The 20,229-nt window shown below is 63.6% G+C and carries 20 protein-coding genes; 8 read left to right on the plus strand and 12 right to left on the minus strand.

The features are described 5' to 3' along the window. Window positions 1–13 precede the first annotated feature (13 nt). Both EDF56_RS08300 and EDF56_RS08305 read right to left on the minus strand, forming a co-directional pair. Window positions 14–1,339, minus strand: coding sequence for a HAMP domain-containing sensor histidine kinase (locus tag EDF56_RS08300; protein WP_165912140.1), 1,326 nt, complete (start codon window positions 1,337–1,339; stop codon window positions 14–16). Next, window positions 1,339–2,019: a response regulator transcription factor gene (locus EDF56_RS08305; RefSeq protein WP_132386249.1), complete on the minus strand. Its 681-nt coding sequence runs from the start codon at window positions 2,017–2,019 to the stop codon at window positions 1,339–1,341. The genes EDF56_RS08300 and EDF56_RS08305 overlap by 1 nt, the downstream gene beginning before the upstream one ends. A gap of 497 nt (window positions 2,020–2,516) precedes the next feature. Here EDF56_RS08305 and EDF56_RS08310 point away from each other — a divergent pair, with 497 nt between their 5' ends. Together EDF56_RS08310 and EDF56_RS08315 are read left to right on the plus strand one after the other, a co-directional pair. Continuing rightward, window positions 2,517–2,732 (plus strand): hypothetical protein, encoded by a 216-nt coding sequence (locus EDF56_RS08310; RefSeq protein WP_165912141.1) that lies wholly within the window; start codon window positions 2,517–2,519, stop codon window positions 2,730–2,732. A gap of 143 nt (window positions 2,733–2,875) precedes the next feature. Next, window positions 2,876–3,586, plus strand: coding sequence for a response regulator transcription factor (locus EDF56_RS08315; RefSeq protein ID WP_132386251.1), 711 nt, complete (start codon window positions 2,876–2,878; stop codon window positions 3,584–3,586). A 15-nt stretch (window positions 3,587–3,601) separates the two neighbouring features. Here EDF56_RS08315 and EDF56_RS08320 read toward each other — a convergent pair whose 3' ends face one another. From EDF56_RS08320 to EDF56_RS08335, 4 genes are all read right to left on the minus strand, one after another. Then, on the minus strand, window positions 3,602–4,438 hold the full coding sequence (locus EDF56_RS08320; RefSeq protein ID WP_132386252.1) for a hypothetical protein: 837 nt from the start codon (window positions 4,436–4,438) through the stop codon (window positions 3,602–3,604). Further along, complete coding sequence (locus EDF56_RS08325; protein ID WP_207904663.1) at window positions 4,435–5,781, minus strand: lipopolysaccharide biosynthesis protein; 1,347 nt, start codon at window positions 5,779–5,781, stop codon at window positions 4,435–4,437. Before EDF56_RS08325 ends, EDF56_RS08320 begins: the two co-directional genes overlap by 4 nt. After that, the gene (locus tag EDF56_RS08330; protein ID WP_243652476.1) at window positions 5,781–6,428 is read right to left on the minus strand and encodes a nucleoside triphosphate hydrolase; all 648 of its coding nucleotides are present in this window, start codon (window positions 6,426–6,428) and stop codon (window positions 5,781–5,783) included. The genes EDF56_RS08325 and EDF56_RS08330 overlap by 1 nt, the downstream gene beginning before the upstream one ends. Window positions 6,429–6,530: 102 nt before the next feature. Then, complete coding sequence (locus tag EDF56_RS08335; RefSeq protein WP_132386254.1) at window positions 6,531–7,346, minus strand: hypothetical protein; 816 nt, start codon at window positions 7,344–7,346, stop codon at window positions 6,531–6,533. Window positions 7,347–7,592: 246 nt separating this feature from the next. Here EDF56_RS08335 and EDF56_RS08340 point away from each other — a divergent pair, with 246 nt between their 5' ends. The 3 genes from EDF56_RS08340 to EDF56_RS08350 all read left to right on the plus strand — a co-directional run bounded on the left by EDF56_RS08340 (window position 7,593) and on the right by EDF56_RS08350 (window position 10,262). Next, complete coding sequence (locus EDF56_RS08340) at window positions 7,593–8,261, plus strand: response regulator transcription factor (protein ID WP_132386255.1); 669 nt, start codon at window positions 7,593–7,595, stop codon at window positions 8,259–8,261. Continuing rightward, window positions 8,258–9,631: a HAMP domain-containing sensor histidine kinase gene (locus EDF56_RS08345; protein ID WP_132386256.1), complete on the plus strand. Its 1,374-nt coding sequence runs from the start codon at window positions 8,258–8,260 to the stop codon at window positions 9,629–9,631. Before EDF56_RS08340 ends, EDF56_RS08345 begins: the two co-directional genes overlap by 4 nt. Window positions 9,632–9,731: 100 nt before the next feature. Continuing rightward, a complete protein-coding gene (locus EDF56_RS08350; protein ID WP_132386257.1) occupies window positions 9,732–10,262 on the plus strand; it encodes a DUF4136 domain-containing protein in 531 nt (176 codons plus the stop codon). Between the two features lie 20 nt (window positions 10,263–10,282). Here the strand turns inward: EDF56_RS08350 and EDF56_RS08355 are convergent, their stop codons facing one another. Further along, a complete protein-coding gene (locus EDF56_RS08355; protein ID WP_165912142.1) occupies window positions 10,283–11,422 on the minus strand; it encodes a BamA/TamA family outer membrane protein in 1,140 nt (379 codons plus the stop codon). A gap of 252 nt (window positions 11,423–11,674) precedes the next feature. Here EDF56_RS08355 and EDF56_RS08360 point away from each other — a divergent pair, with 252 nt between their 5' ends. Further along, entirely contained in the window at window positions 11,675–12,976 is a 1,302-nt protein-coding gene (locus EDF56_RS08360; RefSeq protein WP_165912143.1) for a hypothetical protein, read from the plus strand. An 11-nt stretch (window positions 12,977–12,987) separates the two neighbouring features. Here the strand turns inward: EDF56_RS08360 and EDF56_RS08365 are convergent, their stop codons facing one another. Then, window positions 12,988–13,863, minus strand: coding sequence for a hypothetical protein (locus tag EDF56_RS08365; protein ID WP_132386260.1), 876 nt, complete (start codon window positions 13,861–13,863; stop codon window positions 12,988–12,990). Window positions 13,864–14,185: 322 nt separating this feature from the next. On the opposite strand from EDF56_RS08365, the gene EDF56_RS08370 reads away from it, so the two are divergent. Further along, window positions 14,186–14,836, plus strand: coding sequence for a response regulator transcription factor (locus EDF56_RS08370; protein WP_132386261.1), 651 nt, complete (start codon window positions 14,186–14,188; stop codon window positions 14,834–14,836). 33 nt (window positions 14,837–14,869) lie between these two features. Here the strand turns inward: EDF56_RS08370 and EDF56_RS08375 are convergent, their stop codons facing one another. The 3 genes from EDF56_RS08375 to EDF56_RS08385 all read right to left on the minus strand — a co-directional run bounded on the left by EDF56_RS08375 (window position 14,870) and on the right by EDF56_RS08385 (window position 17,706). Next, window positions 14,870–15,730 (minus strand): histidine kinase, encoded by an 861-nt coding sequence (locus tag EDF56_RS08375; protein ID WP_132386262.1) that lies wholly within the window; start codon window positions 15,728–15,730, stop codon window positions 14,870–14,872. A 160-nt stretch (window positions 15,731–15,890) separates the two neighbouring features. Further along, on the minus strand, window positions 15,891–16,820 hold the full coding sequence (locus tag EDF56_RS08380; RefSeq protein ID WP_132386393.1) for a formylglycine-generating enzyme family protein: 930 nt from the start codon (window positions 16,818–16,820) through the stop codon (window positions 15,891–15,893). A gap of 220 nt (window positions 16,821–17,040) precedes the next feature. Beyond that, on the minus strand, window positions 17,041–17,706 hold the full coding sequence (locus EDF56_RS08385; protein WP_132386263.1) for a DUF202 domain-containing protein: 666 nt from the start codon (window positions 17,704–17,706) through the stop codon (window positions 17,041–17,043). Window positions 17,707–18,085: 379 nt separating this feature from the next. Here EDF56_RS08385 and EDF56_RS08390 point away from each other — a divergent pair, with 379 nt between their 5' ends. Further along, window positions 18,086–18,940, plus strand: coding sequence for a hypothetical protein (locus tag EDF56_RS08390; RefSeq protein ID WP_132386264.1), 855 nt, complete (start codon window positions 18,086–18,088; stop codon window positions 18,938–18,940). Between the two features lie 57 nt (window positions 18,941–18,997). On the opposite strand, the gene EDF56_RS08395 is transcribed toward EDF56_RS08390, so the two are convergent. Beyond that, the gene (locus tag EDF56_RS08395) at window positions 18,998–19,900 is read right to left on the minus strand and encodes a hypothetical protein (RefSeq protein ID WP_132386265.1); all 903 of its coding nucleotides are present in this window, start codon (window positions 19,898–19,900) and stop codon (window positions 18,998–19,000) included. Window positions 19,901–20,229 lie beyond the last annotated feature (329 nt).

Consider the following 20,229-nt stretch of genomic DNA (forward strand, 5'->3'; position numbering starts at 1 on the left):
TTATCCCGCGCGTTCAGACCGAACGAAATCGCAGCGTGAAGATCACGCCGTTCGGGACGTTCGCGCGGGATTCCAGTTTCCCGCCCACCTTGCGCATCAATTCGCTGGCGATCGCGAGACCCAATCCGGAACTGCGCGAAAGATCCCGCCGAGCCGCCTCGAAACGCGCGAATATCTGCGGATCGTAAGTGGGAAGCCCGGGCCCTGTGTCGGCCACATGGACTTCCGATCCCGGCCCCACGGCAACCGTGACGCGGGTGCCGGGCAGCGTATGTTTCGCAGCATTTTCCAGCAGCGAATCCAGCACCCGGCCGACCAGATACTCCGAAGCGAAGACCTCCATGCGCGGCAAGCCGACGATCTCGACGACTTGCCCTTTCGCCATCAGCAGCGGCACGATGGCGGCCACGCGGTCTTCCACGACCGAGCGCAGTTCGACCATTTCCTCCGGATCGCAGGCCATCGCATCCACTTCCGCCACCAGCAGCAGGCGCTCGACAATCGCTTCGACGACATCGATCTGGCGAAGCATCCGCATCTGCACTTCGGACGGCCCGCCCTGCCCCGCCAGCAGGCGCAGAATGGCCAGCGGCGTGCGCAGTTCGTGCGCTGCATCCGCCGCGAATTCCCGCTCGATCCGATAGGCATCCTCCACCCGGTCGAGCGCGGCATTGAAGGCGCGCAGCAGCGGAAGCACTTCCTCCGGCATGCCTTCGGTATCGACGCGCTGCTGCAACTGGTGGGGAAAGACCTGCTCCACCTCGCGCGAGGCGCGCTTCACCGGCGCCAGCGATTGCCGCACGATGTAAGTGTCCACCGTCAGCAGCCCGACCAGGAAAATCGCCAGAAGCCCGCCGCCAACCATCACGATCTGGGCGCGCAGGTCGTCGAAGATCACGTCGGGGTGATCGAGGTTCTGGACGATCACCAGCCAGCTTCCCGGCTCGCGGACAAGCGGCATGCTGATGCCCGAATAGATCTTCGAACCGCGCACACGCCTGAAGTAGGTGACGTCCGGCCGGGTCGGCACGGCCAGCGAGGGCGAGGACTTCAGGTTGTCCACGGCGATGCGGCGCCCCCGGTCCTCGACCCAGAAGCTGAAGCTGCTGCCCCCGCCGCGCAGGGCCACGGCCGCCTCTTCCGAGATCGTCCAGCCTTTCGAATGGCGCTCCAGCCCCGCCTGCATCTTCTGCGCATATTCGTCGAGGACTTGCCGCTGGAGCCGGTCTCCCGTGCTGTCGATCAGCAGCCACGCGCCCAATGCGGCGAACACGGCCGTAATCAGCGTGGCGGCAGCGTGAAGGACGAGAATCCGGCGCAGGACGGAAGGTGTGCGCATCATTTCTCCTGCGCGGACCGCAGCAGATATCCCAGCCCGCGCACGGTCACGATCTCGGCGCCGACGTCCAGCGACATCAGGCGCTTGCGCAGCCGGTGCACGCTCACTTCGGCGGCGTTGGAGGAAAATTCCTCGCCAAGGCCGAAGAACGCCGACTCGATCTGCGATTTGCGCACCACTTTGTCCCGGTGGCGCATCAGGAGATCCAGAAGCTGCACTTCGCGCGGGGCCAGCACGATCGTGGTATCGTCCACACGCAGGGTCTGCGAGGCGACATCGTACCGAAGCTGGCCACAGGCGATCGCGCCGCCCTGATCGCCCGTGGCCCGCCGCAAGAGCGCAGCGACGCGGGCGATCAGTTCCTCGGCAGCAAAGGGCTTCGGCAGATAATCGTCCGCTCCGGCATTGAGCCCGGCCACCCGGTCCGCAATGGCCGATCGCGCCGTCAGCACCAGCACCGGCAGGAAGTGCCCCGCCGCACGCAACTGGCGCAGCAGGACGATGCCATCCTCGTCCGGAAGGCCGAGATCGAGCAGCATGGCCGCATGATGTCCCGTTTCCACGAAGGCGCGCGCCTCATCGGCTGTAGAAACGATGTCGTTGGGAAACCCCGCCTCGGCCAAATGGAGGCCGATAAGCTCTGCCAGTTCCGGATTGTCCTCGACGATCAGCAGCCGCATGCCCCGCCCCCCGCAAGGCTTCGGGCATCCCGGCCGGAGCCGCCATGCCGTTGCCGTGGTTGCTCAGAGCGTAATCCGTTCGTTCCGAACCGGATTGCGCTCTGTTTATCGTTTGTTTGGCGCATTTTCCGAGTCGTCAGGTGATCCCACCTGACTTGAAAATGCTCAAACGTCTTTCATGCTGCGGCGATGCGGGAACCGCATGCGACCGGCACGCCACACTGCACCAATGTGACACAATACGGCAAGCGCAACATCATCTTATCCGGCTGTGCTTGTAAGGTCGCCGTAAGCCGGGACGAGACATAGTAAACAGGCAAGTCATCATTGGAATATTCCGTTCCGATCTTGCAAGGCGAATGTCCCGGCGCCTGGCGCCATTGGCTGGGGGTAGCATGACCCACGAGCTTATTTCTACGACGTGTGTATCTGCGGGTGACGGCTTCTACGTGTCACCGAATTTGCATGGACGAGGACGAGAATCTCCCGCACCGGAAATGATGGATCAGGTCATCGCCTGGCGCATCGATACTTTCCGCATCGCGGGCGACGAAGTGCCGATCTCGACGATCTGGCCGATCACCATCAACGGCTCCGTCGACACCACCGAGTTCTTCATCCTGCGACCTGACGGCAATATCGAATATCCCGACGGTGCATCGCCTTGTACCGGCAAATCCTCGCTGCATCTGGTTAACAGCGAAATCCATTAGATCGACGCGGTTGTTCACCGAAATCCCCCCAGCGCTCCGCCGTCCGTTTCGCCGCCTGAAAAGCGGCCGCAGTCCCTTTCCGCCGGGCACGACGGCCCCGGCAAACTTTCGAGGTTGAACGCCGCAAGCAAGGAGCATCCACCATGTCCATCACGATGTTCGTCGCGATGAAGAACTCACTCGCGCAGGAAGGAATGTGCCGGATCCTGGCCGATTCCGCCCTTGGAACCGCCGAGCCCCTGCGCAGTCTGGCCGCTCTCGCTCCCGCGCTGGCAGGGCGCCATGAAGAGGCCATTCTGGTCATCGACAGGTCGATTTGCGGCGCCGACGGTGCGGCCACGCTGGGCAACCTGCTGCTGCGCTATCCGCGGCTCCGCATCGTCGTACTGGTCGAATCTTTCGAATTCTCGGAAATGGCGGCGCTCTACATGGCGGGCGCGCATGCCTACTTCCTGATCGACTCGCCCTGCCAGTCGCTGGTTTCGATGATGCAGATGGTGGCAATCGGACAGCGGGTGGCCCCGCCCGAGATCATCGACATGGTCGACAACATGCTGGTCGTCACAAGCCGGGGGGCGCCGCAGAGTGCGAGCGTGGAGGACTACAAGTTCAACACCCGCGAACTCGATGTCCTCGCCAGCCTGCGCAACGGCTTGCAGAACAAGACGATCGCCTACGACCTCAATGTCACCGAAGCCGCGATCAAGGCGACCGTGAAGTCGATCCTGACCAAGCTGGGCGCGCGGAACCGGACTCAGGCCGCCGTCATGGCGCGCGAGATGTCGCTGTGCGAACCCCGCCCTCGCTACGAGATGTCCGGCGAAAACCTCCCCCGCGCCCGCAGCAGCCACTGACGCAGGGCGCGCCGGTCAGGCCGCCACGAAGGGATTGCGCGCCACCAGTGTTCGCAGACGGTCGGCAAGATCGCCGGGAATAGCGACGCTGTCGCGGTGATAGTTCCGCTGCCCGGCTCCGGCCTGCTCCACCAGATCGTCATGCATGCCGCCCATCAGCCCGTTGATCGCGCTGAGGAAGCGGGACATGCGGTAGACCTGCTCATCGGGCTGAAGCGTGCGCATCACGTCATAGAACGAGACCTGACGGCTCACGACCTTGCGCATCATGTGAAATTGATGGCCGCTAAGCGAACCGCTTTCCAGCCAGCGCTTCAGCCGGTGGAATTCCTCGCGCCGGAAGGCAAGGAACCCGGCGGAGGTGTCGAGTTCTACCGTCTCGACTTCGCGGCGCACCGCCATCCATAGCGGCCGCGACAGCATCAGGCGCAGCATCAGGCCATAGCCCAATACCGCCATGCGCCGCCGGTTGCGGAAGGCATCCTGAAGATGCCCCATGACTGCAACGGTCCAGCGGAACAGCCGCGGCGCCTTGTGCCGTTTGCCGTGGAGCACCAGCGCAAAGCGCAGTTGCTTGTAGGCAGCCCGGATATTCTTGTAGCGCACCCGCGCGTCCGGCGGCAGGTCGCCGGAAACGATCAGCGTATGGGCCAGCGCGCGCATCTGCACCGGGTCCGCGTTTTCGCTCCAGAACTGCATGCACAGATCCAGACAGCGGCGCATTTCCTCCTCGCTACAGGCGATCGGGATCGGATTGGGAAGGCTGACGACGGGGTCGACCACGTCGTTCACCTCGACCGCTTGAAACAGCGCATCCAGCGTCTCTGCCGGGAAAGTCCGGCCCCCGTTCACGCCCGCGCTCCGCCTGTCATCACGTAGACCAGTTTCTGCCGCTCACGATATGCCCAGAGCGTGGGTACCAGCATGAACAGCGCCTTGAGCGAAACGCCCGCGACATAGGCCAGGCCCGCGCCGGTCAATCCATAGAAATGGATCAGAACGAACAGCAGCAGCGCATAACCGGCGGCCGCCGTGCCTTCCGCCACCAGTGCCGAGCGCTGGCGCCCGGCCATGTAGAGCAGCGATTCCAGCGGGAAGCTTGCCATCGTGACGATCAGCGACGCGGTCATGAGCTGGAGCAGGTCGTAAGCCTCGACATAGCGCTTGCCGAACACCAGGCCGATGACCGGCTCTCCGCCGATGATGACCACCAGCAGGATCAGCGCGCCGATCGCGCCGGACATTACGGCGCTGCGAATGGCCAGCTGCCACGGGTGGCGACTGGTCGGATCGAGCCGCATGATTTCCGGATAGAAGCTGCGGGACATGAGGTCTGCCGGCTTGCTGGCAGAATCGAAGAACGTGGCGGCAATCTTGAACAGGCCCGCGCTCGTCGGGCCCAGCATGGCGCCGACGATCAGGTTGCTGACCGGGCCCCAGGCGGCCCAGATCGAATGGGCGATATTGGTCGTCCACACGAAGTCCCAGGCGGCCGACAGCCGCCGTCCCGGCCCAAGCAGGCCCGGACGCAGCGCGCCCCGGATTTCCCGGCGGCGCAGTTCCTGCACCGACATCGCCCAGAGGCACAAGTCGCCCGCAAGGTCCGCGATGTACCAGGTGAGCACGAAGCCGACGAAACCGAAGTTCCCGAAATAGGAAATGGCGCCCCCAAGGGCGCGCAAAGCCGGCGTGACGAGCTGCTGGAGGGCGATCTGGTCGAACCGGTCCAGCACGCGCAGGATGCCGGACGGGGTGGCCGCCGTCATCGTCGGGATCAGCGTGCAATAGAGCATCGCCAGCCGCACATCCTCGGCCGGGATGTCGAACCAGTTGGCCAGGAATGGCAACAGGATCAGGCCCCCGGCCAGCCCCACCAGACCGCTGGCGAGGTCGAGCCCGAAGGCGAAACCGGTCACGTCGCGCAGTTCGTCAAGGTCGCCCCGGCCCAGTGCCGGGGTGCCGTAGCGGACGATGAATTGCCAGGTCTGGAACTTGACCAGCGCGCCCACGCCGTTGGCGTAGGAATGGATGATGACGAGCGTACCGAACAAGGCCGGGCTCATGCCGCGCCCGGCGCAGGCCAGCGCGATCAGGCCCAGCAGCGCGGCGATCAGCTTGGTCGAGCCGAGATAGGACGCATTGCGCAGGATCGTGCGGAACACGCCGTCCGAAAACCAGTGTTTCACGGCCTTCATCACGCGGCCTTTCGTGCCGGGGCCGCGCCCATGGCGGCAAGCCGCTCGGCAATCGCTGCCTTCGCCTCTGCGAGCACTTGCTCAAGCGGGGCTTCGGCATCGATCTCCACGATCGGCGCGCCTTCGAAAGTCAGGCGCGGCACGTCGGCGATCTTGCGCGCGAGCGACGACAAACGGTGGTCGGGCTTGCGCGCCACCGCCACGTCGAGCGAGACGTTGAGTCGCAGCACAAGATCGGGACGGGTCGCCACCATGGCCTCATACTGCCGCCGCTCGGACCGGGCGAGCACGCCGACAAGGCCCTTGGCTCCGGCATGGGCAAGGCCCAGCCCGTCCATCGGGCCGGGTATACCCACTTGCGGGAAACGGTCCGCGATGATCGCGTAGCCATCGCGGCGGGCGCGCATCATGCGGCGGAAACGGCGCACGCGCCGCATCGAGAACAGATAGATCACCAGCGCGGCGCCCAGCCCCGGCCCCTTGTCGGTCTGTGCCTTCTGCGCCTTGGCATGGATCGATTTGTCGAGCTTGCCGCCCAGCAGCGGCAGGCGGCCGATGGCGCGGCCGATATTGCCGGACTGCTTGCCCAGATGGCAGATCCGCGCAGGTCGCTGCTCGTCGAGCCAGGCACGAAGCGCCTCGGTCACGGTCGATTTGCCGGAACCGTCGCAACCGACGACAGCAATGAGGGGCGGAAGGGAAGCAGAATTCATCGTCGGGCCCGAATTAGGAAAGCGAGTTGGTATGCGTCATGTTTGCAGGCCGTGCCGCCGCAGCACGCCGCGAACGGTGTCGAGCACCTCACGGTAAGGCCGCGTGGCATCGACATCGACGATCTGCGCGCCGCCAAAGCGCAAAGTCGGCATCACGGCAAGCTTCTTTTCCAACATCGCACGCTCATGATCGGCCTTGCGGCCCATCGCGGTGTCGACATCGACATTGAGCCGGATCACCACGGTGGGGCGATAGGCTGCCATGCCGTCGTACAATGCACGCTCCCGCGAAGCGAGCCGTTCGACCAGCGCCGAGCCCTTGCGCATCCACGACAGGCCCGGTCCGTCGAAGCTGCCGGGGATTTCGGCCTGCGGGTAGCGATCGGTCACCACTTGCACGCCCTGCCGCCGATAATCGAGAACCTTGCGAAAACGCCGCTGCCGGGCGAGCGAGAAGGCGAACATCGCCAGCGCCGTGACCAGCCCCGGCAGGCGCTTGTCGGACGCTTTGCGCTCTGCCGCCCGTGCATCTCCCTCATGCGCGCGCTTGGCCTTGCTGGTCAGGAACCGCTCGACGATCCGGCCGATCAGCGGCACCTGGCCGATCTTGCGGCCAAGGTCCCCGGTACCGAGGCCGAGATACATCGCGCGCGTCGGCGCCTGCTGCTCCAGCAGTGCCACCAGATCGCGGGCAAGCGTGGATTTGCCCGAACCGTCGCAGCCGACCAGCGCGATGCAGGGCGCCAGGGCAGAATCATCCGCAGTGACGAGCGACAGGGCCGGTCTCTGCGCGAAAGAGGAATCCAACGGAGTGCAGGACGCGATCTCGCGTGGAGACTTTTGTATCGTCATGATTTCGTTGGCCGCTCCTGCCGCTCTTCCGAAGCGGGGGGCTGCGGGAAAAGCTCGTGGGTTCAGGTCGAGCCCTGCTTCCTAGCCTGCGAAGCTGACGCGAAGCTGATGGCGACAAAAGTTTTCGGGCCGGTTTGACGGTCGCCCGAAAGCTGGCGTAGTCCCGGTTCGTCCGCCTCCGATGGGGCGCCTGAACCATCCGGCGATCCGTCTGGCAATCCCGCAAACCGACGTGGAGTCCCCCTCTTGCCCCGCCTGCTGATCGCGGAAGACGATGCCGATCTTGGCCCGGCAATGAAGCGGGCGCTGGAACTCGACGGCTATGTCGTCGATCTTTTCGCGCGCGGTGACGACGTGCTCGTCGCTGTCGGGGTGGGCAGTTACGACGTCATTCTGCTCGACATCGGATTGCCGCACATGACCGGCCTCGAAGTGCTGCGCGCCTTGCGCGCGCGGCGCGACGAGACGCCGGTCATCGTCATCACCGCCTTCGACCGCACGCCGCACCGCGTTGCCGGGCTCGACGCCGGGGCCGACGACTACGTGGTCAAGCCCGTCGACCTTGAGGAACTGGCCGCCCGCATCCGCTCGCAATTGCGCCGCCGTGAGCGCCGGCACGACGATAGCCTCAGCGTTGGCCGGGTCACGCTGGACTTCGCCGGACATGTCGCCAGCATGGATGGCGAGGAAGTGCTGCTGACCGCCAAGGAATTCCGCGTTCTCGCGCTGCTGATGCGGCGCAGCCGGCGTTTCGTTTCCAAGACCGATCTGGAAGGCGAGCTTTACGATCAGGACCAGTGGGTGGAATCGAACACGATCGAAGTCGCCATCTCCTCGCTGCGGCGCAAGTTCGGGCGCGACTTCATCCGCACGGCGCGCGGGCTGGGCTACATGGTCGGCGGATTGGAGGCGTGAAGCGTTCCTCGCTCTCCACCCGGCTCTACCGCCGCGTGCTGATGCTGCTGGCGATCACCGGTCTGGCCATGGGCGCGATCCTCTATTCGGTCGCCAGCGTGGAGATCGGGCGCTCTTCCGACGCCCAGCTCGTGAATGCCTCGCGCCTGCTGTACATGATGATGCAGGACGAACTGACTGCCGGCGTGATGGTGGCGCGGAGCAACGATCTTGCCGGAAAGGCCGATCCGCTGCTGTCGGCCGAGGAAAAGAAGGCGTTCCGCGCCTCCTATGACTGGTGCATGTTCGCGGTGTTCTGGAAAGGCCAGCCGGTCGCGCAATCGAGCTGGGGCGCGCCGGTCGAACTGGTCCCGCGCCAGCCGGGCCTGCACGATTTTACCGCGCTGGGTGAACGCTGGCGTAGCTATGGCCTTCCGGGCCGCGATCCCCGGCTGCTGGTGGTGGTGGCGGAACGCGACGCCATGCGCGAGTTCTCGATCGGTCCGGTCGTGCGCAGGCTCGTGCTGCCACTGTTCCTGTTGCTTACCGCTGCCATGGTCATTCTCTGGTGGACGCTGCGCAAGAGCCTGTCCGAAGTCGAGCGGCTCGCCGCGACGCTCAACGCGCGCACGCTCGCGGATCTGATGCCGCTGGTGCCCGAAGACTGGTCGCGCGATCTCGGGCCGCTGATCGTGGCGCTGAACAAGCTCTTCGCGCGGCTGGAGCAGGCCTACGAGCTGGAACAGGCCTTTACCGACGATGTCGCGCACGAATTGCGCACGCCGCTGGCGGCGATCCGGGCGCAGGCGCAATTGCTGCGCAAGACCGCGCCCCAGCCGATCGTGGAGGACGTGAACCGCCTGCTGGCCGTGGTGAAGCGTGCCAACGATCTGGTCGACGGCATGCTGACGCTCGCCCGCCTCAATGCGACGGCGGTGTCCGTGCGTTCGGTGGATATCCACGCGCTGGTGGCGGATGTCGTGGCCGAGGCCCTTATCAACCTGCCGCCCGACGAGATCGAATTCACCGTCCTGCCCGAGCATGTGGTGCGCTGGACATGCGATCCCGCATCGCTCCAGATTGCGCTGGCTGCGGTGATCCACAATGCCGTCCGCCATGCGCGGGAAGGCGGACAGGTCGACATCGCCATCATCCGCACATCCGATCACCTCGTCGTGACTATCGGCGACCGGGGCCCCGGCGTCCCTGCCGAAGACCGCGACCGCCTGCTGCGCCGCTTCGAGCGCGGCGCAGCGCCGTCTTCCGGCAGCGGCCTCGGGCTTTCCATCGCGGTCAAGGCGATGACGCTGGCGCGGGGGTCTATTGAGCTGTTGGATCGTCAGGACGGCCCCGGTCTGCTGGTCGTGCTGACTTTGCCCGCTGCCCGCTAAGTATACTCGGGGCGAGCCCCCTTCCGTCCTAGGGGCGGCCCTGATGGCATGATCCCTGAGACTCGGCGACTATCCGCCTATGTCCACAGGAGGAATCACCATGAGCAGACGGATGGCCACTCTGGCATTGGCCGCGCTTCTGACCGCGTGTGCCTCAACGCCCACCGTGAACTTCGACTCCGATCCCAACGCCAATTTCGCCTCGTTCCGGACTTATAGCTGGGCCTACCGCAAAGTGCCGAACGGCATGAACCCACTGCTGACGGAGCGGATCCGCGCCTCTATCGACACCGAACTGGCGAACCGAGGCTTTACCCAGGCGGACCCCGGCGATTTCGCCGTGGGCTTCACCATCGGCTCGCGCGACCGGGTGGAAGTGACAGACTTCGGTTCTTACGGGCCCTACTTCCGTCCCTGGGGCGGATGGAGCGGTTGGGGCGGATCACGCGTCGATGTGCGGAACGTCACGGACGGAACGCTCGTGATCGACATCTACGACACGCGCACCAAGGCGCCCGTCTGGCACGGCACGGCGACCCAGCAGGTTACGCAGAGTTCGGTGACGCAGGAAAAGATCGATACGGCGGTGCGCGCCGTGCTGGCCAAGTTCCCGCCCCCACCTCCGAAGTAGAAGGGCGGCGGGGGCCCTGCTCAAAAGGCCTCGGCAATACCCAGATAGACCGCTCTGGAATCCCGGCCGACCGCCAGATCCAGACGCAGGTTGATATTGGTCTTGCGCGAGGGCTGATAGCGCAGGCCCACGCCGCCTGCGGGAAGGAACTTGGTATCGTCCAGCCGGTCCAGACGCGGCGCGGTTCCGCCGATGCCGCCGAAAGCCACCGCGCCGAACCGGCCGAACAGTTGCCGCCGCCATTCGACCTGCATGGCCCAGCTCGCACGGTCGCGGTAGCGTCCGGTCTTGTAGCCCCTGAGGTCGTTCTTCTGCCCATAGAGGCACAAGTCATAGAACGGCGCACCGGACGAAGCACCGCAGAGGCCCCCGTGCAACGCCCAGACCGTCTTGCTTCCGCTCGGCACGTACCAGCTGACTCCGGCCGTCAACTTGCGCGAAGTGAAGTCTCCCCCCAGCACTTTCAGGCTCAACAGCCATTCGGCATGGGCATAGACACCGTGCCGTGGATTGAGTGAATTGTCCCGCGTGTCGTAAGTCACGACGGGGCCGATCTGGGCAAGGTCGGTGTTCTCCTGACCCGGCGGGATCGCCAGATCCGGATAGGTCGGATCGAGGTCCTTCTGCGTGGCATCGACGCTGGCGTAGAACATCCGCACGCCGGCATAGAGCCCCGGCGCCACTCGCATCTGCCCCTGAAGCCGGACCACCGCGATCTTCTGGTGCAGGTTCGTGGAGATATTGCGATCCCCCGCCTCGGGTCCGATGCCGTAGTAGTCCATGACCAGATCGCCTGCACCCACGGCCGCATTCAGGCGGTAGCGATCGCCGTCCAGCGACATGCTGTGAAAGCCGCCCACCAGCCAGTTGCCGTTGCTGGTCTTCATCGCCGCGCCGCCGGTGATCCACGGCGACGGCGCGTTGTTGGGGTTGTAGAAGGCAACACCGGCCACGACCAGTCCCGTGCCGAGCGTGGGATTGGTGATCGGCAACGGTACGGCAAGGATGTCCTTTCCGCTCTTGCCGGGGGCTTCCTTGCCGCTCACGGCTCTGGCGACCGCTTCGGCCTGTTCGTCCATATCGTCGATCTGGTCGCCCGGTCCGTCGGCCAGCGCGGGCGTGCTGACGCAGACCAGCATCGGCACGATGAGACAGCCCAAGCCCCGGCGCCGCGCGAGGGGTCCGCGAATGCGGGCCCACGCGTGTGGGCCCGGCGATGGCTGGTTGGCTGGCATCCCGCTTATCAGCCTAGGCCCTTCCCGCAGGCCATATAATCGGAAATTACCCTGAGCTTGCCGGGCATATCGCCGCAACGCGGTAAAAGATCATGCCAGTACCTCGCAATCTCAGGTGAACTACCGATAGGTCGCCGCCCCAAGCGCTTTAAGCTTTGAAGTTCCGCAGCTTCATCCATGGCAGGGGGCGACGATTTCGGCATGGCACCACGGCAACACCGTTCGCTCGCACGAGTGCTCGCCCGGCTTGGCGCCGGTTCGCTACTCGTCTTTCCCGCAAGCCTCGCATGGGCGCAGGCGGCCCCTGCCCCCGGTACGCAGCCGGTGACGGCCACGACCGACGGACCTGCCGACACTTCCGCCGATACCACGGCCGACGGGGCAGCCCCTCAACCCAAGAAGGAATCGAAATTCCACCGGATGTTCTTCGACGAGAAGGACGGCAAGTTCGACTTCTCGAACACGCTTGCCAAAGGTGGTTTCCTGCCGATGCCGGTCATCATCACCGAACCGGCGGTGGACGGTGGCTTCGGCCTCATCGCCCAGTTCATCAAGCTGCCGAAAGACAGCAAGAGCGGCATAACGCGCACGATGGTCGGTGCGGTAAAAACCGGAAACGGCTCCTACGGCTATGGGTTCTTCCGCTCCGGATCGCTGTGGGACGGCGAGGTCAGCTACAAATTCGGAGTCGGCCGGGGCAAGATCAATCTCAATATCTACCCGTCGTTCCTGCCGCAGGGCATCGAATATACCAACCGCTACGACTACGGCGCCGTCGGCTCGGTGCGCCTGCATCTGGCCGACCGGCGTTTCTCGTTCGGGCCGGTCTTCGATTTCCGCCAGCTCCATTCGAAGCTGGATTTCCAGCAGGACCCGGACGGTCCTAAACTGCCCGACAACTTCACCCCCGATTTCGACCGCAAGCTGAACACCGGCGCGCTCGGCTTCGGCGTGCATTTCGACAGCCGCAACAATGCGCTTTCACCTACCGAGGGCGTGAACATCTACGCCGAGGGCAAGTTCAACGCAGGCGCCTTCGGCAGCGACCGCGACTTCCAGATCTATCAGCTTCACGGCTACGGCTTTCATCAGCTCTCGCCGGCCTGGGACGTAGGCGCCAAGCTGGAGATCGATGCCGCGCGGGACAACTATCCGGCCTTCTTCGCGCCCGCCATCAACATTCGCGGTGTAGAGGCCTCGCGCTATCAGGGTGCCACCGTCTACAGCAGCGAAATCGAAGTAACGCGGCGACTGAGCGATCGGTGGTCGATCCTGGGTTTTGCGGGGCTGGGCTTTACCGACGCCGGCGGCAAGCGAACCTTCGACAATTCCGGCGCGATCTTCGCCGGAGGCGGCGGTTTTCGCTATCGCATTGCCCGAAAGCTCGGTCTCGATGCGGGGGTAGACGTGGCCTACGGACCGGGCGGGGCGGTGTTCTACCTGCAATTCGGCCACGCCTGGTCCTTCGGGCTGGACTGATCCGGCGCGGATCAGTGCCCCGGCGGCAACGCAGCCGCAGTCGGGGCGCTTCCAAAGCTGCCCGGCGGCTGCGCCTTGATCATGTCCAGCAACTCGATCATCGGCTCCTGGTCCTCGACGATGCCGCCAGATGTCGGACGGTCGATATCGATGACAAGCAGCAAAGCGCCGCCGAACAGCAAAAGCAGCATCGCCGCGCTCATCCGCCCCCGCTGACCGGCCAGCACATAGCCCAGCACGCCGCCCGCGACAGTCTGGTAGACCACCAGCAGGACGAACACCTCCAGCGGAACATGCGAACGACGGGCCTGCTGGCGCTTGGCATCGTCATCGATCATCTCGTTGATCGAGGAGATGTAGGACGTGGAGAAAGGCCGCGCGACCATCGTCGGGAAGGCATCGACGGTATCCGACCAGAGCTGCGTGATCATCGCGTTGCTGCGCGCCAGCAACTCCTGCTGATGCGGGCCGATCGGTTCGCGGGCGAGCGCGATGCGGTTCTCCGTGTAGTTCCGCAGCAAGGTGCTGATCTTCGTGCGATGCGGTTCATCCAGCAATTGCGTGCGCAAGTAGGCCGTGCCGATAGCGTTGGATTCGTCCAGAACCATCATGCGGCGCGTGTCGAAACGGTCGATCGCCAGGGCAAAGGTGAAACCCACCAGCAGTGCCAGCAACCCCATCACGGCCGAGACGATGTAGCCAAGCTCGGCATGGTCGTCCTTGGCCTGCTCGTCCTCGTCTCCCGGTCCGGCGGCAGAGGCCTTCCGACGGCGCGTGACGCCGCGCAGCTTCCACCCGGCCCATGCCGCCACGATCATCGCGCCATAGAGCACGATTCCGATGATCCAGATCGGTGTGACAAGCAACCAATGACCAAGTACCGACATAGCCGCGCTCCGTTGTTGGGAGTAACAGCTTGACACCCACCCAACTTCCTCAATATCCGTATAAACCCTGGGAAATTCCAAGAAGGGATAGCGCCGGTCGAGACCACAAAAGGAATGCTGCCTAACAGCATCAAGGCCATCGCGACTTCCAGAGGACTTTCGCAAGGCAACTCAGCAATCCCCCTGTTTCTTTCAGTCATGGCCGGGGAATGTGCATGCCGGGATAAGGGGTTTTCCCGATAGCCGACACAGTTCGATTGTCCGATGAATCCTTTTCCGAACAATTCAGGCCCGCACTGCGCGCCGCATCGACGAGGAGGCGATGAGTAGCCCTGTCAGGCGTATCGTAATTGCGGACGACCACGAGGCCATTCGTCTCGGTGTACGATCCACATTGTCCGTAAATCCCGACTGGCGGATCGTCGGGGAAGCTTCAAACGGAAGGGATGCACTTGAACTGATCAGGTCGACACAGCCCGACATTGTCATTCTTGACTATTCGTTGCCGATGATGAACGGCCTCGAAGTGACAAGAGCGGTGAAGCGGGAACTTCCGCGTGTCGAAATACTCATCTTCACCATGCATGATCGCGAAGATATTCTGGCGGAATTACTGACGGCCGGTGTGCGCGGCTATCTGCTCAAGTCGGATGCGACCAAGCACCTGATCTCGGCGGTCGAAGCGCTGGCAGTGCGACGCCCCTACTTCTCCGGCAATGTCTCGCAGACACTGCTTGACCGCTTCGTAGAGGCGTCCACGCGCAGTTCCAGTAGCTCGCAACTGACCACGCGCGAGCGGGAGATCGTCCAGTTGATCGCCGAAGGGCGGTTGAACAAGGAGATTGCAGGAATTCTGGGGCTCAGCATCAAGACGGTTGAGACGCACCGCGCCTCGGCCATGCATAAGCTGGATATCAAGACTACCGCCGGGCTGGTGCGCTATGCCGTGCGGAACAACATTATCGAACCCTGATTACAGGCCCCGATCAGCGCACTCTGCGGGGCCTCAGCCGCTGCCCGCGATCGCGGGCAGGACCTTCATGACGCGCAAGACATCGGCCTGACGCGGCACGGTTTGCGCGCGAAGCGGGAACGCGTCGCGGTCTTCGAACAGGGCGGCGTCCATCGCGCAATCGTCGCCAAGCCGTCGCGGCGCGATCGCAGTGACCACGGTCCCGTCCTGGCTGGAACGGACCGTGAAGCGGCCGCACAGGCCCGCCATCCGGGCATGCATTCCGTTGAGGCCGACTCCGCAGTCCCGCGGATCCACCGGCGGCTTCGCCGCGTGGCCATCCGACGGCCCATAGTCGCGCACAGTCAGGACGATCCAGTTGCGCCGGGATTTCAGGCGCACTTGCGCGCTGCCGGCGCCGCTGTGCTTGAAGACGTTCATCAACGCGGCCTGTGCCACGCGGAACAGGGACAGCTCCGTTTCGTGGCAGGCGCCGGGTTTATAACCATAAGTGTCGAATTCCACGTCGATCCCGGTGCGCGCGGCCATGCCGGAGACGAGCGTATCCAGCGCGTCGGCTAGTCCCAATACCTCCAGTTCGGGCGGATGCAGCAGATAGCTGAAACAGCGGATCTGCCGCTGGAGTTCGTCGATCGTGCTTTTCGCGCTGCGATGTGCACGCTCGCGATACTCGGCCCTGCCGTCGTGCAGGGACTGCAATTCGAGTTCCAGGATGAAAAGGTGCTGCGCCAGCACGTCATGAAGATCGCGCGCCAGCCGCCGTCGTTCATCGTCGCGTGCCCTTAGCAAGGTTACACGGACGTCTTCCGGCGTACAGGTTTCGGCAGCAAGCGCATCGACCGACATGTCGCCGGCCAGACGCTCGATGAGATAAGAGAGTTCGCTGAAAGCCATTTGGGCGCCTCGATGTTGCAAAACACATCACAATCGACAGCGCGACCCCTGATTTTTTTCCTATTGCAACTATTTCATCACCCACCCAACGATCGAAAATTAAGTCATTTTCCAGTCCTTTTTTCAAATTTCCCTACGGATATCCGCGGAGGCGATCTGCCTATGCGGCGGTGTCGTCGACCGGGCGCACGACACAGCGAAAGCCGACATGGCTGGTCGACGTGTCGATCGGCTGCGCATGGCGCGCGGCGGGCCGATAGCGGCGGCAATAATTGGGTGCGCAGAGGTGAGAGCCCCCCTTGAGCACCTTGCGCGGAATGGGAATCTCGGGCTGGGCCGGATCGAAACTGCGTTCACGCGCAGCGCCTTGAGGATTGCGCGGAGCGCAGCAAGGCTTGGTCGTCACGACCTCATGCGCCGCCGCGAAGTAATCGCTCGTCCATTCCCAGACGTTGCCGATCATGTCGAAAATGCCGTAGCCGTTGGCCGGAAACGCATCCACCGGCGAGGTCCGCAGATAGCCGTCCTCCAGCAGGTTCTCGCTCGGGAAATTCCCCTGCCAGGTGTTGGCCATCGGCTGCCCATCGGGCATCAGTTCGTGGCCCCAGGCGAATTCGGCGCGATCGAGCCCGCCGCGCGCGGCCATTTCCCATTCTGCCTCCGTGGCAAGCGATTTGCCCGCCCATTTCGCGTAAGCCAGAACGTCGTCATAGGAAACGTGGACCACCGGGTGGTTTTCCAGCCCCTCGATCGATGAGCCCGGTCCCAAAGGATGGCGCCAGTCCGCCTCGAAGCGGTAGTCCCACCAGTAACCGATGTTGTCGAGCGGCACCGGCCGGTCCGGCTGCGTAAACACAAGCGAAGCGGGCCGCAGCATTTCGGGCATCGCGCCCGGGTAGTCGGCCGCGTTCGGCGCGATTTCCGCTGTCGTGACATAGCCCGTCGCATCGACGAAAGCGGCGAAGTCCCGATTGGTGACCGGAGTTGCATCTATCCAGAAACCGTCCACGATCACGGGGTGCGCGGGCGCTTCTTCGGGATAATGCTCGTCCGAACCCATCCAAAAGGTTCCACCGGACACGAACACCATGCCCTGAATCACCATCGGGTCAGGCGCCTGCATGGCTGTATCGGAAGCTTCCCGCACCGAAATCCTCCTGATGGTTCTTCGAAGATCCATCGCACTGCTATGTACGTGGACCGAATTTCAGTAGTGTTACCATCAGTAATTGCCCTTTGTCATCGGTAATTACCCTTAGGCCGCAATTGACATATTTGCATTTTTCCCTTCGCCGCACTCAGGGAACGCCTCATCCGAATGCGGAAATATCGAACACCACACTTACCAAGGCGAGCAGTCCTACGATCATCAGCCCGATGGCCACGATCAGCGTGATGGAGACCGGATAGGCGCTGTCTCCATGGAGCAGTCCGTCGGCGATCATCTCCTTTCGGCGGGCGCGCAGTTCGTTCGCGAACTGGACGTGTCGCCAGATCCCGCCCACCAGAATGAGCATGCCGAGAACGATCAAGGTCCCGCCAAAGTTTCCGGGTGCGCGTGAATTCGAAATGGTCCCGGCATCGGCCAGTCGCTTGAACGCCTGGAAGATGGTGAACCCGAAGCCGATCATCGACAGAGAGGTGCGAATTTCGGACATAAGTGTCCGATCCGCCGACATTCGCGTGCGCTGGATCGACATTCCGGTGCGCCGCGTGGACATCTCCGTGCGGTCTTCCGACAAGTCCGTGCGATGCCGCGAGAGGTCCGTGCGATATTCCGAGAGATCGGTGCGATGCTCGGAAAGCCCGGTGCGATGCCGGGACAGGCCGGTGCGGAAGTGGGAATAGATCGTCGAGGCTTCTTCCGATTTCGCCGCGCCGACGTCCGGCAATGGCGGTACCGGCGTTACCGTGAAGCGTTCCGGGCGGGCCAGCGGGGTTTTGCTCGACGGCGTTTCGTTTGGAGCTTGGGCCATGCGTGTACGTTCCCTGACGAAATGGGGTTGAGTGGCGCGAGACTACGCAGTTCTCCCCTCAGGGTCCGCGCTCGGCAATCAGGGTAATTCCCGAGCCCGTGGCGGACTTGCCCCGAGGCGATGCGCTGCGACTCGCGGACCCGCCGTGATCCCGAATATGCCGCCAATTCAATGCAGAGGAATTTGTGCCCGGAACATGGGCGCGGGGGCGAATTGGACGCCTGATGGACATTCCGTGCGCGGCGATGCGATCGGCACATGCCGGTGGACTGACGACTTGTCCGCGCACCCCTAGGGAAAACACCAATGGTATGCGCGCGCAGGGACCGGACAATGGAGCCCCTGATAACAGTCGCTTCAGGGACCTCAGGAGGTACAGATGGCCACGCACGGATGGAAGTCACGATTTGCGCTTCTCGCGCTGGTCGGAACCGGCCTTTCCCCCATGGCGGCGCATGCGCAGGCAGATGAAGCGCCGCCCGCTACCGTAAGCGCCGGCCCCGCCGCCTCATCCGATGTGCAGGCATTGGCACAGCAACTGGCGAATCCGGTCTCGAACCTCATCTCGGTGCCGTTCCAGACGAACTATGACTGTTGCTACGGCCCGCATGACGGAGACCGCTTCACGCTCAACTTTCAACCGGTGATTCCCTTCAGCGTGGGGAGCAACTGGAATCTCATCACCCGAACCATCGTGCCGTTCATCAGCGAGGGTTCGACCGTTCGCGGCGAAGATGGCGCCACCGGCTTCGGCGATATCACGCAAAGCTTCTTTCTCTCCCCCAAGCAGGCGAAAAACGGCCTCGTCTGGGGCGTTGGCCCGGCCATCCTGTGGCCCAGCGGCGCCGACGCCTTCAGCGGCCGCAAGTTCGGCGCCGGCCCCACCGCAGTCGTGCTCAAGCAGGGCCACGGCATGACATTCGGGATCCTCGCCAACCATATCTGGTCGTTTGCAGGCAAGTCTTCCAGCGCGGATGTCAGCCAGACTTTCCTCCAGCCGTTCGTGACGCGCACGCTTCCCGATTCCACCAGTTTCACGCTCAACACCGAAACCAGCTATGACTGGAAGGGGAAGAACTGGGTGGTCCCGATCAACTTCTCGGTGGGTCACGTGGTCAAGTTCGGCAAGCAGCCGGTCAATCTCACCGTCGGCGCGCGCTATTACGCGGAACGCCCTGAGGGCGGCCCCGAGTGGGGCGCCCGCTTTGTGGTCACGTTCCTGTTCCCGAAATGAACTGAAGCCGGGCCCAGGGCCCGGCTTCGGCATTGCTTGCGGGCAGGCCTCGCCCCGTCAGAACGAGGCCTGAAGCTGCACGGCGGGGCCGTAGAGCTTGTAGCGCACACGGCCATTCCAGCTGTCCTTGTCGACGCCCAGCCGGTAGTTGACGTAGCGATAGACCACACCGATCGCGACGTTCTTCATGACGTTGTAATTCGCACCGCCCTGCACATTGATCAGGCGGCCATCGTAATCGCCGATGTTGAGCGAAAGGTAATCCGCCCGTGCATTCAGTTCGACGCGCGGCGCCACCTTGTAGATGCCGAACAGACCCAGCGTCGGCAAAGGCGCGAGCGCCTTGCGCCGCCGAACCTCGGTCTGCGCGGCCTGATTACCGACAGAGCCTTCGCCCGAAATGGAAATGACGAAATCGGTGGCATGAAGGCCGATCCCCGCCCCCAGTTCAAGGTCTGGCTTCTTGACGATCGCATAGTTCAACGTCAGGCGGTAGATCGTGCTGTCAAAGCCGCTGCTGACATTGGCGGCCGCCGGATAGGTCACGCCGTCGAACGTGATGTCGTCCGCCAGCGATACGTCGCCATTGCGCTTGAGCTTGTAGTAGTCCGCACCGATGATGAACCTGCCGAACCGGGCGCCGGCCGTGAAGGAAGGCAGCACGTCATTCTTGTCGAGCTTCAGGTCCTTTTCCAGACTGATGTCGGTGCTGGGAAGAACCTGCGCGGGCGTGGATACCCGAACATTGGTGGCCACGCGCGGGAAATAGGCCATCCCGCTGATCCAGTAATCGTTATCGACGGTCTGCGCATGCGCGGGCAATTGCCAGACGCACGTCGCCGCTATTGCGCCGAGCACCCCGGCCAGCCGCCGATGCCGGCGCCCAGCAGACTGCGCCCGATGTGCCGCCGTGGCGACTGGCAAGCGATCTGAAATCACTTCGGCTAAATCGTTTCCCATGTTCGGCTCCCTGATAGGACGGCCTGTCGTTGGCAGGCGGGCAACTGGAAAAGTGAAGTAACTGGCAGGTTCGCGAGGCTGTCCGGGCCCGATTTCGGCGAATTCCGGATCGGCCCCTATATCCAGACAAAGTTGAGAGCGGCCTCACGCGCTCGATTCCGATGGTAATTTATCAGCCGAAGCCAAAAATTCGAAGCAATCTCAAGAGTCCTTTGTTCGCTTGAGGATATGACTGGCTTGCTCCACCGCGTATCGGGGGTTTCCCTAAGGAGGACATAGGGTAAGCCCTAAGACCGGCCACCGCGATCCCATACGGATCGCCGCCTTTA

Source organism: Novosphingobium sp. PhB165 (assembly GCF_004341845.1).
Classification (GTDB): Bacteria; Pseudomonadota; Alphaproteobacteria; order Sphingomonadales; family Sphingomonadaceae; genus Novosphingobium.

Coding starts and splice junctions, on each gene's coding strand:
- EDF56_RS08300 (WP_165912140.1), bottom strand. CDS start 1,339: ATGCGCACACCTTCCGTCCTGCGCCGGATTCTCGTCCTTCACGCTGCC.
- EDF56_RS08305 (WP_132386249.1), bottom strand. CDS start 2,019: ATGCGGCTGCTGATCGTCGAGGACAATCCGGAACTGGCAGAGCTTATC.
- EDF56_RS08310 (WP_165912141.1), top strand. CDS start 2,517: ATGATGGATCAGGTCATCGCCTGGCGCATCGATACTTTCCGCATCGCG.
- EDF56_RS08315 (WP_132386251.1), top strand. CDS start 2,876: ATGTCCATCACGATGTTCGTCGCGATGAAGAACTCACTCGCGCAGGAA.
- EDF56_RS08325 (WP_207904663.1), bottom strand. CDS start 5,781: ATGAAGGCCGTGAAACACTGGTTTTCGGACGGCGTGTTCCGCACGATC.
- EDF56_RS08335 (WP_132386254.1), bottom strand. CDS start 7,346: ATGACGATACAAAAGTCTCCACGCGAGATCGCGTCCTGCACTCCGTTG.
- EDF56_RS08350 (WP_132386257.1), top strand. CDS start 9,732: ATGAGCAGACGGATGGCCACTCTGGCATTGGCCGCGCTTCTGACCGCG.
- EDF56_RS08360 (WP_165912143.1), top strand. CDS start 11,675: ATGGCAGGGGGCGACGATTTCGGCATGGCACCACGGCAACACCGTTCG.
- EDF56_RS08365 (WP_132386260.1), bottom strand. CDS start 13,863: ATGTCGGTACTTGGTCATTGGTTGCTTGTCACACCGATCTGGATCATC.
- EDF56_RS08370 (WP_132386261.1), top strand. CDS start 14,186: ATGAGTAGCCCTGTCAGGCGTATCGTAATTGCGGACGACCACGAGGCC.
- EDF56_RS08375 (WP_132386262.1), bottom strand. CDS start 15,730: ATGGCTTTCAGCGAACTCTCTTATCTCATCGAGCGTCTGGCCGGCGAC.
- EDF56_RS08380 (WP_132386393.1), bottom strand. CDS start 16,820: ATGGTGTTCGTGTCCGGTGGAACCTTTTGGATGGGTTCGGACGAGCAT.
- EDF56_RS08385 (WP_132386263.1), bottom strand. CDS start 17,706: ATGGCCCAAGCTCCAAACGAAACGCCGTCGAGCAAAACCCCGCTGGCC.
- EDF56_RS08390 (WP_132386264.1), top strand. CDS start 18,086: ATGGCCACGCACGGATGGAAGTCACGATTTGCGCTTCTCGCGCTGGTC.
- EDF56_RS08395 (WP_132386265.1), bottom strand. CDS start 19,900: ATGGGAAACGATTTAGCCGAAGTGATTTCAGATCGCTTGCCAGTCGCC.